We start from the raw sequence: 11,316 nt of genomic DNA on the forward strand, positions 1-11,316 counted from the left end.
CCTGATCATGGACGACCGCCAATACGCTTTTCTGGCCCGCCAGCCTTCTACCGCCCTGCAAACCCGCGACGCCTTCTGGGGCATGCCCAAGCGCGGCTTGGCGTTCCTGTTGATCAACGTCATGTTCTGGCAACCGCTGTGGGCCCAGGCGGATGGCATCGTGGTCAGTGCGCCGGGCACCAGTCTCGGCAAGGCCGGCAACGGCGTGCCGGTGGTCAACATCGCCAAGCCCAACGGCAGCGGCCTGTCCCATAACCGATTCAAGGATTACAACGTCGGCAGCAACGGCGTGATCCTCAACAACGCCACCAACCCCGCCCAATCCACGCAACTGGGCGGGATTATCCTCGGCAACCCGAACCTCAAGGGCACGGCCGCGAAAATCATCCTCAACGAAGTCAATGGCGGCAACCCGAGCCAGTTGCGTGGCTACACCGAGGTGGCGGGCAAATCGGCCCATGTCATCGTCGCCAACCCGTATGGCATCACCTGCAACGGCTGCGGTTTTATCAACACGCCGAAGGCGACGTTGACCACCGGCAAGCCGATCATCGAAAACGGCCAGCTGAACCGCTATCAAGTGGATCAAGGCAGCGTCTCAATCGAAGGCGCGGGCCTTAACGCCAACAACGTCGACCGCTTCGAAATCATTACCCGCAGCGCCAAGATCAATGCCGAGATCCAGGCCAAGAACCTGACAATCGTTGCCGGTCGCAACGACGTCAACGCCACCACGCTCAACGCCACCGCTCGCGCCGACGACGGCAGCGCCAAGCCGGAACTGGCCATCGACTCCTCGGCGCTGGGCGGCATGTACGCAGGCGCCATCAAGCTGGTGGGTACCGAGGCCGGGGTCGGGGTGAAGCTGGACGGCAAGATGGTTGCCAGTGGCGGGGATATTCAGCTTGATGCCAATGGGCATCTGAGCCTGGCTGAGACGGCGGCTGCCGGTGCGGTCGATATCCAGGCGAAAAGCCTGGAAACCCGGGGTGAGGTGTATGCCGGTAGCCGGTTGGTGGCAAAGACTCAGGGCGACCTGACCAGCCAGCAGAACCTGGTGGCGCGTGACAGCATTCACCTGGACAGCGGCGGCACGCTGACCAACAACGGCATTATCGAGGCCGGGGTCAACGTCGATAACAGTCGCAATACCTTGGGCGATGTCACCCTCTCGGCTAGACAGCTGAACAACAGCGGCAAAACCGTCATTGCCAGCCGCGACCTGAATGTCTCGACCACCGCTGCGCTGAACAATCAGGGCGGTACGCTCAGTGGGCAGCGCAAGACCACGGTCACCGCCGGCGTTGTGGATAACCGCAACAAAGGCCGGATCCTCGGTAAAACCGAACTGCACCTGACGGCCAACCAAGTGCTGAACGCCCAGGGCGGCCTGATCAATAGCCAAGGCATTTTGACTGCCAACCTGAGCCATCTGGACAACAACGCGGGCGAACTCTCCAGCCTGAACAGCGCGACCCTGATCCTCGGCAGCCTGGACAACCTGACCGGCCTGGTCATGGCCGGCCAGAACCTCGACATCACCAACGCCGGCGCGATCAACAACCAGGGCGGCGAGTTGTCCAGCCAAGGCCTCGTGACCGTGCGCACCGACAGCCTGGGCAACAGCAACAAAGGCACCGTCGCCGCCAATGGCAAGCTGCTGGTTACGGCGACCGGCAAGGTCGACAACGCCAACGGAGGCCTGATCGCCAGCCGTGCTGCGCAGGCCGAGCTCCACGCCGACAGCCTGGATAACGCCAAAGGCACGCTGCAAGGCAAGGGCCTGGTGACCGTGGATGTCACGGGCGATATCGGTAACCAGGGCGGCAGCATCATCGCCCAGGACGCCAACCTGAATGTATTCGCCACTAATCTGGACAACCGCGGCGGCGTGCTGGCCAGCGTCAAGGGCGCGCTGGAGGCGCGAGCCACCGGTGTGCTGAAAAACGGCTATGACGCGAATGGCCAGGGCGGCACGATCCAGGCGCAAGGACTCAACATCAAAGCCTTGGCTGGGTTGTTCAACGACGGCGGACGCATCGCCGCACAAGCGGGCGACATCGTGATCAGCAATGCCGGTGCGGATATCGACAACCGCAACGGCGGGATGTACGCCACGGGCAAGGTCTGGGTCATTGGCCGGGCCATGGACAACAGTGGCGGCGGGCAGGTCAGTGCCGGTCGCATCGACTTTGACCTTTCGGGCGCACTGAACAACAACGCCGGCATCATCGAGAGCCAGGACAGCCTGGATATTCTTGCCGCGAGCCTGAGCAACCAGAAAGGCCAACTGCGCACACTGGGCAAAGACAGCACCACAGCTTTCAACATCGGTGGCTTGTTCGATAACAGCGACGGCACCCTCGAAACCGCCAGTAGCGATGTGGGTTTTGATACCGGCAGCGTCCAGAACGTGGGTGGCGAAATGTTGCACACCGGCCTGGGCGTGTTCGGCATCAGCCAGGCCAACCTGGGACAGGCCGGTGGCCGCCTGGTGACCTACGGCAACCTGAACGTGATGGCCGATAGCTGGACCAACAGCACCGCGATCCAGGCGGGGCACCTGGTCGTTCATGTCAACCAATTGACCCAGACCGCCACCGGCCAATTGCTCAGCGCCAATGGCATGGAAGGCCGCGGCAGCAACTGGCGTGTCGACGGGCTGATCGGCAGCGATGGGGCGCTCGACCTGCAACTGACCGGCGCCTATACAGGCAACGGCCGCTTGAGCAGCCTCGGCACCTTGGGCCTCAAGGCCGCGCTGATCAACCTGGAGCAAAACGGCAGTATCGCGGGCGGCGGCAACACGACCGTCGTGGTCGATGGCGTGCTCAACAGCTACGGTCGCCTGACCTCGGCGGCGGACATGAGCGTCACGGCTGCCACGATCAACAACTACGGCACCCTTGGCAGCGCCGGGGCGCTGGGTGTATCGACCGGCGACCTGCTCAACGAGCGTGGATTGATCTTCAGCGGCGGCACTACCAGCCTGCGCGTCAATAGCCTGACCAACCGCTATGCCGATATCTACAGCCTGGGTGATCTGAGCATCGATCGCGACGGCTTCGGCACACGTGCCAGCCGCATCCTCAACAGCTCCGGCACGCTGCAAAGCGACGGCAACATGCGCCTGGCGGCCAGCACTATCGACAACGTCCGCGAGGTCTTGACCACCCACGATGCAGGCATCTACACCGCCTCAATCAGGGAAGTGGCCTGCGTCCCAGGTGATTGCGACGGCCCCAAGCAAAACCACGTCTGGCAGATCATCCAGCGCGACAAGTTCGGAGTCACCGCGGCCAGTGCCGCCTCCAGCATCACCACCGGCGGCAACCTGAATATCCAGGGCGACACCCTGAGCAACCGGAGCAGCAGCATCGGCGTCGGCGGCGCACTGACCGCCAACCTCGTCAGCCTGAACAACATCGGCATCGAGACCGGCGAGATTGAAACCTCGCGCACCTTCAGGTCCCAACGCACGCGCCGCCCGGGTAGCTGGCGCGCCGCCGCCAATGACTTCACCAACAAATACTGGTTGCAGAGCCCCGGTTACAACGCCAATGACCTGAGCGGTCTTGAAGCGGCGATGAGCCATTTTATCGGCAGAACCGAACGTGAGCTGCCGCAGTTCCGTACTGAGACAGCCACCACCGACAGCCAAACCTATGCCGCGATTATCCAGGCCGGTGGCGCCATCGACATTCCTACCCAGGGCGACCTCAACAGCGGCGTCGTGCGTGGCGGCTACAACTACGTCGGTGCCGGCCCGCGCACCGACACCCAGGCCGACAACGCCTTCTCGACCCGCATCAGCGTCAATCGGCAGCTACCCCCGAACCTGACCCAGCAACAGGTCGATCCGCTGGCCTTGCCGGGTTTTGACTTGCCCACCGGGCAAAACGGCCTGTTCCGCATGAGCGGCGACGGCTCGGCCACGCCAACCCAGAGCACGGGCCTGACGCCAGTGCGCGGCCTGCCGGACAGCTCGTTCCAGGCCAACCCGCAAAAATACCTGATCGAGACCAATCCGGCGCTGACCAACATGCGCCAGTTCATGAGCTCTGACTACCTGCTGACGAACCTGGGCTACGACCCCGACGTCGCCGCCAAGCGTTTGGGTGACGGCTTCTACGAACAACGCCTGATCCAGCAAGCCGTGATCGCCCGCACCGGCCAACGCTTCCTCGACGGCCAGACCTCCGACGACGGCATGTTCAAGTACCTGATGAACAATGCCATCGCCAGCAAGGACAGTCTCAACTTGTCCCTGGGCGTCAGCCTGACCGCCGAACAGGTTGCGGCCCTGACCCATGACATCGTCTGGATGGAAAACCGGACGGTGAATAATCAACAGGTGCTGGTGCCGGTGCTTTACCTGGCCCAGGCCAACCATCGTTTGGCGGCTAATGGGGCGTTGATTCAGGGTTCAGACGTGAGCCTGATTGCCGGCCAGAACCTGAATAACGCCGGCACCCTGCGAGCGACCAGCAACCTGAGGGCAAGCGCTGGCGACAGCCTGGTTAACAGCGGGTTGTTGGAGGCAGGGAATCGGCTTGAGGCGTTGGCGGGTAAGGATCTTACCAACCGGGCTGGTGGTGTTATTGCTGGGCGGGATGTCAGTGTTGTTGCCGTGGCCGGTGATTTGACCAACGAACGCACCATCACCCGCCATGCCAGCAGCACCGGCTACAAGACCGAACAACGCGACTTTGCCGACAGTGCGGCGCGGATCGAGGCCAGTCATGACCTGACAATGGGCGCCGGACGGGATATCGCCAACAAGGGAGGGGTGGTTAAGAGCGGTAATAACATGGGCTTGCAGGCAGTGCGCGATGTAAACATCACCTCCGCCGAGCAGGTGGACAGCAACACAATGGGCAGCAGGCACCGGGACCAAACCATCACCCAAAACGGTTCCAGCGCTACCGCCGGCCGGGAGCTGAAGGTGACGGCCGGGCAGGATCTGCGGGTCGTCGCCAGCAACGTCATCGCCCAGAGCGCCCTGGCGCTGACAGCCGGACGCGATATCGCGATCACGTCTGCCGCCAACGAAAGCCACCGCTCGTCCCAGAGCAAAAAAGTCAAAAGCAGCAGCGACCTGGTGCGCCAGCAATCCTCAGTCGTCGAATCGGGCGGGGACCTCAGCGCGAAGGCGGGGCAAGACCTGAGTCTTGTCGCCAGTCGCCTGACAGGGGCCAATAATGTTGCGCTCGACGCTACACGCGACATCAGCCTGTTGTCTGCAACGGACGAAGCCGCAGAGTTTTACTCGAAGAAAAGCAAAGGATCCTTTGGCCGCAGTAAAAGCGAGCAACGGGAAAGCTATGACAGCACCAACGTCGCGTCAGTGGTGGAGGCGGGGCAAGACCTGACGGTCAATACCAGCCAGGCCGCCAGTGGCGGTGTCACGCTGGATGGCGGCCGCAACGTTACGGTGATCGGCAGCCAGTTGAACGCCGGCAATGATTTGATGGTGGGTGCCACCGGTGATGTGGCGGTGCTCTCGGGTATCGAAGAACACGGCTCCTACAGCAAGAAAACCAAATCGGGTTTCCTCGGCTTGTCCAAGAGCGGCAAAAGCGAGTTGAAAACCACGGCCTCCCAAGTGGCCAGCGAGCTGGAAGCAGGCAACGATGTGGTGCTGGTCGCGGGCAATGACTTGCGTTTGCGCGCCAGCGAAACCACCGCCGGTAATGACGTGGAACTGCGTGCGGGCCTGGTCAAGGACAGCGGCGACATCAACCTCGTCGCGGCCAATGACACCGCTTACAGCCATAACGAGCAATACAAGAAGAAAACCGGGCTCTCGGTCTCGGGCGGCTTCCTGTCGTTCTCCTCGGCGAAAGAGTCGGGCCGGATCGCGCAAAGCAGTACCAGCGTTGGCAGTCAGGTGACGGCTGATCGTGATGCGACTTTGCAGGCAGAGCGCGATATCAACCTGGTGGGCAGCGGAATCGAGGCTGGGCGTAATGTCAGTCTGAATGCCGGGCGTGATGTGAATGTTCTGGCGGCGCAGAACAGCCGATCTGAGCGGGATTGGGAGAAGAACAAGCAGGCTGGGATTGGTGTTTCTTCGGATGCTAATGGCATTAATTTCTTTGCAGGTGCCGATAGTCTCAAGAACAAGAATCGTCTGGAACAGCAAACCGCTGCCGCTAGCCAGATCAGTGCAGGGCAAGATGTTGCAATCAACGCTCAGCGCGATATCAACCAGACGGGTTCCGATCTGCGTGCCAGCCGTGACATAGGCCTCACGGCAGGACGCAATATCAACGTGGATGCTGCGCGTGAAACCCAACTGACCGAGCAGGAGCGCGAAGCCAGTCGTAATGGGCTTGGCATTTCGTTCAATCATAACTACGGCAACACCAAGGATGCGGTCAGTGGCGCAGGGAAAGGGGAGGACGGCGTCAGTAAGGCGTCCAGTACCCTAAAAGGCGTCGATGCCGTCGCCCAATTCGTCAACGGACCGACCGTCGACGTCAAGTTTGGCAACAGCACGCAAACCAGTAGCCAGCAGGTCATTGAGCAGACCAATCGGGCGTCGACGTTCGATGCGGGCAATGACCTGAATCTCAATGCCGGCAACGACGTCACGGTTAAAGGTGGTCAGCTAAAGGCCGGGCGGGATATCAACGTCAAAGGTCGCGACGTCACGCTGGATGTAGCGAAGGGAAGTGTCAGCCAGGAAAGCACTGATCGCCAAAGCTGGAGTGGGATTCATGGGGGCACCAGTGGAGGCTTCAAGCTAGGCGTCGGCGGCAGCTACGGTGTTGCCACCGAGGATGGCGTTCACGGCAGTTCGACAGCCACTCAGGTTGCCGCTGGAAGGGATGTCAATGTGGACGCCCGCCACGACATCAACCTGATAGGCACTCAGGTCAAGGCTGGGCGAGATATTGCGCTCGATGCTGGTAATGAGTTGAACATCCGGTCGGCGCAGAACGCCAGCGACAGTGAGAGCAATCGACACAACGGTGGTGGTGAGGCAGGCCTGACGTTCGGCTCTCAAGGCGTAGGCGTCTACGTCAGCGTGAACATCGGCAAGGGCAATCTCGACCGGGAAGGTAACCGACAGCAAGAAGCCTACCTCTACGCGGGCAACCGCCTGGGCTTCACCAGTGGCCAAGACACCAACATCAGTGGTGCCACCCTGCGCGGCGATGAGGTCGTTGGCCGTGTCGGCGGTAATCTGAATATCTCCTCGGCGCCTGACACAGGCGAAGTCAAAGGCAAAGAGTTCGACCTCAGCGTTACCGCGACCGTTGGTCCAGGGGCTGGCATCAGCGGCTCGGTGGGATATGGACAGACCACCGGTGAAACCCATTGGGTCGAGCAGCAGACCAGCATCACCGGCAAAAACAAAGTCGACATCCGCACCGAGGATCACACCCAACTGGATGGTGCACTGATCGCCGCCGATAACGGCAACCTCAAACTGGACACTGGAACCCTGGGCTTCAGTGACATCGCCGGTAAGGACAAGGAGCACGGCTATTACCTGAACGTGGGTGGCAGCTACTCCCAAGGTGGTGGCGGCGCTCAGGACAGCAGTCAAGTTGGCAAAGGCGAGAAAGATAAAAACGGCTGGAGCATCAGCGGTTGGGAGTATGAGAAGGATCGTCAGCAGACCGTCCGGGCCACTGTCGGGGCCGGCGAAGTTGTGGTGCGCAATGATGCTAAAACCGGGGCCGATTCGACGGTTGCGCTCAACCGGGATGTAAGCAAGGCCTACGAAATCACCAAGGATGATGAATCTCGGACCGACTTGTACGTCACCAAATCCTCGGTAGACGCGGTGATGGATCCTTACGGGACGGTGCAGGCTTGGAAAAACAGCATCAAAAGCTACCCCGAGAGCACCGTAAAAGCGTATGAGGACGCACTCAAGCTGGTCAATGGGCCGGTGCAGGCCACCAAGCAGATCTGGACCAACATCCAGGCGCAGCGGGTTTCAATTGATGAGGTCCCTGCTTCCGCGAGGGCTGCGTTGGGGGATGAAGTTGCGCTGAACGTTGCGAAGAATCTGGTTCGAAATGGTAAGGATGCTGGGGATATCAAGGAGCTGAAGCCTGAGGATGTAGCCGCTATCCAAAGCTTCGCGAAGAGATTTGCAGACTTTGCCACGCTGCAAGAAAGCTGCGATGCCAAGGGGGGCTGTGTATCAAATGATTCGGAGAAACAGCCTCGTACTCTTGCTTGGTATAGGGATACCGATGGTACCTTAAAGTGGAGGAAGGTCGAAGACGTGCGGGTCGACACGCCGGGCAGAAAGCTGCTGCAAGAAACCGCGCGATTGCAGACGTACTTGGACGGTCTACCAGTAGAACAAGCGCAGCTCCTGGGCTTGGGGATTCAGGCAGTCATGGGACCCGCCAAAATGGCGGTCGGTCTCGCCGGCAACGTGGTGGTCGACAAGCTGTTTGGCGACAAAATCGCTGCGGCAAAAGATTCAATATCGAAATCGATTGCAAGCGAACTTAGCGACAAAGATAAGGCTGACCTGGAGATTAGCGATAATCTCTTCAAGACTCGCCACGAGCAGGACCGGGATAAACAGTCTGGAGATGTGTACGTTCGTGGCGCAACGACGCTGCTGAATATCGCGTTGGGGACTGTCGGGAATGCTGCGGGGGCTGGGGCGGGTAAGGTCATTGGCATTGTTGGTAAGGGGCCTTCGGATGGTATAACGAAGGGGGGCGACGGGCTGGATATTGATCCGAAACATCCGGATTGGGCTAAGGAGTTTGGGGATAATCGGCCGAAGGGGTGGGTGGAAGAGGGCAGTACAAAAGGCAGTACGGGTACTACCGATAAAGTAACTGAAGGCGAAGTGGGCACCTATGGATCGACGGCACCTCGTAGCGTAGGTGATGGCTTAACACCGGACCATATCCCTTCTTTTGCAGCTGTTAAGGAGGCGTTACGCCAACTTGGCGTTGAGTTGACTGACGCCGAATTGAAAGCCCTTCGAAACAGTACTAACTGTGTTGTAGTGAAAACCTGTAGTCATATGGCGGATTCAAGAACTTTTGGTGGTAGAAATAGTCAAGAGAAAATAAAAAAGGATGGCTCTGATCTTTATAAGGCAGCTGAGGCAGATATCAATACTTGGGTCCCCGTCTGGAAAAGCGAAGGCTGGTCAGCTAGTAAAATAGAGATGACACGCAAAGAAGTTCATGATCTGAACAAAAAATTATTTGATGGGATGGGTGTTAAATATGAATCCAAATGATTATGTAGGTCGCTCGGTAATTGGTTTGTTAGCGGAATTAAAAGATTTGTTCCCTTTGGTTGAATACACTAAAGTTGAGTGTGACGAGTTTTTAAAGCTACCAGAGTGTGGCGTTTACTTTCAGGCAGGTAGCGAGGGGCTTGTCGGAGCCTACAGAGTGTATTATCAAGCGGTGGGGGAGTATTATCCCGCTGCTGCTGAGACAAAGAAAGCATGTTTTGGGATTGCGACCGTTGAAGACTCAGTAGCTTTATTTGGCCAGCCCGTACGTGATATACCATCTGTCCGTATTCCGGGTGTCGCTCCTACCAGTCCAGGGTATGAGTTTTTAACTGATGGACTAGTAGTGGCCGTGCATTATGACGCTGGCAGTCGTCTTGTTACATATGTTCATGTGAAGAAAGTTAGCTAGGCACGAAAAGGGGACAGGCTTGAATGGCACTTAAATAAATCTGTCCCCTTTTTGGACTGTCGGAATGCTGCGGGGGCTGGGGCGGGTAAGGTCGTTGGGATTGTTGGGAAGGGGTCTACGGATGGTTTAACGAAGGGGAACGACGGGCTGGGGATTGGTCGGGGAGATCCTGATTGGGATAAGAAGTTTGGGGAGAATCCGCCGAAGGGGTGGGTGGAGGCAGGAGGGGAAGCAAAAGGCAATGGTTCCGAGGCTCCGTATAATCCACAAACTACCAGAAATGAGCTTGAGTCTGTTTATGGGCGTGAGGACGTTATTTCTACTACGGTTCCGCCAGTTGATGGTCGGAATGTGCATCTTGCAGGACGGCGTCATCCTGTCACGGGGGGTGTTTTTGACAATAGAGGCTTTCCTATTTTTGATGATGTAACAGCGTTCGATACGCGAATATCGATTGACGCTTTTAAATCCACAACTTATGAAGGGCAAATGAAACTTGCAACCAAAGAGTTGTCGGGTGCTATTCAGCAAGGCCAAGTGAGAGCCTCAAGCTTTACTGCTAAGCAGCTCCAGCAGATTAATGCAGGAGCGAAGAAAATCGATGGATACACATGGCATCACCATCAGGACAGTGGGCGGATGCAGTTGGTTCCTGGGTTGATCATAAAAAAACGGGACATGTCGGTGGTGAAGCTATGGGAGGTGGGATGTGATTTTGAATGAGCCAGGGTACTTTAGTGATGAGTTGATGGCTTTCGTTATTACTTGTCTTTTTTGTGAAGCTATAAGCAAGGATGAGTTTAATGTCTGGTGTGCTCAGGCTTCGTCGCTGAATGCTGCTCCAGCATTTTTATATGACTTGATGGATTTTCATGATGAAATTTTCAAACTCTATAAAGTTGTTGGCTATGTGCCCTGCTGGGAGCATGAGGAGGATGACGAATATGCGTTGTACGGTATCGCCGTTCGGCGAGGGTTTGAGCCGTTTGATATGCCCGTAACCCCAAGTGAAGCACTTGATTTCCTTAACGCGTCACCAAGAATTGAACTACTATTTAATCAGGTTTTTGACTTTATAAAGCTATAGCTTTAGTGCGAAGAAAAAAAGAGAGAAAAAGGGGCCAGATTTGAATGGCACTTACTTAACGGCTAACTAGCTGATACGCCCGTAAAAAATGAAAAAAGGCTGGCCTGCTAACCTGCGCATGGCTGCCACCTACTCGTTTAGCAGCGAACGTGGCGGCTCCCACTTACGTTAGAAGCACTCCATGGACAAACTCATCCCCGACCCACCCGTTCCTCCGCTGCATCTGGACATCGCTGCCGACGCCAACGCCGAACGTGTCATCGATTCCTATCTGAACCCCAAACCCGCCCAGCCTGACAAGAAGCTGCCTCCGGACCAGTTGTTCACTGTCGTGGAGGGCGTCGATGCTGAAAGCCTGTTGGCAAATCTCAGCGAAACCCTCGCCTCTGCCAATGCCATGGCTGGTGATCTGGCGTTCGACTTGGAGGATTCTCGACGGCATTTTGCATTAGGGCTGCAACAGTTGATCGAGCTGAGTCAGCTATTGGCAAACCGGACACTGGATGTCATTGACCCTAGATAGGCGCTGGAAAACTAGCATGGGATAGGCCACGTTACGAAGGAGAAATGACAACGCTTCTT

The 11,316-nt window shown here is 57.8% G+C and carries 5 protein-coding genes; all 5 read left to right on the forward strand.

The annotated features are described in order from the left end of the window. The first annotated feature begins 7 nt into the window (after nucleotides 1-7). Complete coding sequence (locus tag J3P95_RS04175; protein ID WP_434578580.1) at nucleotides 8-9,235, forward strand: hemagglutinin repeat-containing protein; 9,228 nt, start codon at nucleotides 8-10, stop codon at nucleotides 9,233-9,235. Further along, nucleotides 9,222-9,647 carry a hypothetical protein gene (locus J3P95_RS04180; RefSeq protein ID WP_434578578.1) on the forward strand — a complete coding sequence of 142 codons (426 nt, stop codon included), beginning with the start codon at nucleotides 9,222-9,224 and terminating at the stop codon, nucleotides 9,645-9,647. The genes J3P95_RS04175 and J3P95_RS04180 overlap by 14 nt, the downstream gene beginning before the upstream one ends. Before the next feature lie 213 nt (nucleotides 9,648-9,860). Then, nucleotides 9,861-10,370 carry an HNH endonuclease gene (locus J3P95_RS04185; protein WP_434578577.1) on the forward strand — a complete coding sequence of 170 codons (510 nt, stop codon included), beginning with the start codon at nucleotides 9,861-9,863 and terminating at the stop codon, nucleotides 10,368-10,370. Next, a complete protein-coding gene (locus J3P95_RS04190; RefSeq protein ID WP_434578576.1) occupies nucleotides 10,357-10,734 on the forward strand; it encodes a hypothetical protein in 378 nt (125 codons plus the stop codon). The genes J3P95_RS04185 and J3P95_RS04190 overlap by 14 nt, the downstream gene beginning before the upstream one ends. A 181-nt stretch (nucleotides 10,735-10,915) precedes the next feature. Further along, complete coding sequence (locus tag J3P95_RS04195; RefSeq protein WP_434578574.1) at nucleotides 10,916-11,257, forward strand: DUF6124 family protein; 342 nt, start codon at nucleotides 10,916-10,918, stop codon at nucleotides 11,255-11,257. The last annotated feature ends 59 nt before the right edge of the window (nucleotides 11,258-11,316 follow it).

Source organism: Pseudomonas sp. Z5-35, assembly GCF_051131945.1.
GTDB classification, from domain to species: domain Bacteria; phylum Pseudomonadota; class Gammaproteobacteria; order Pseudomonadales; family Pseudomonadaceae; genus Aquipseudomonas; species Aquipseudomonas marvdashtae.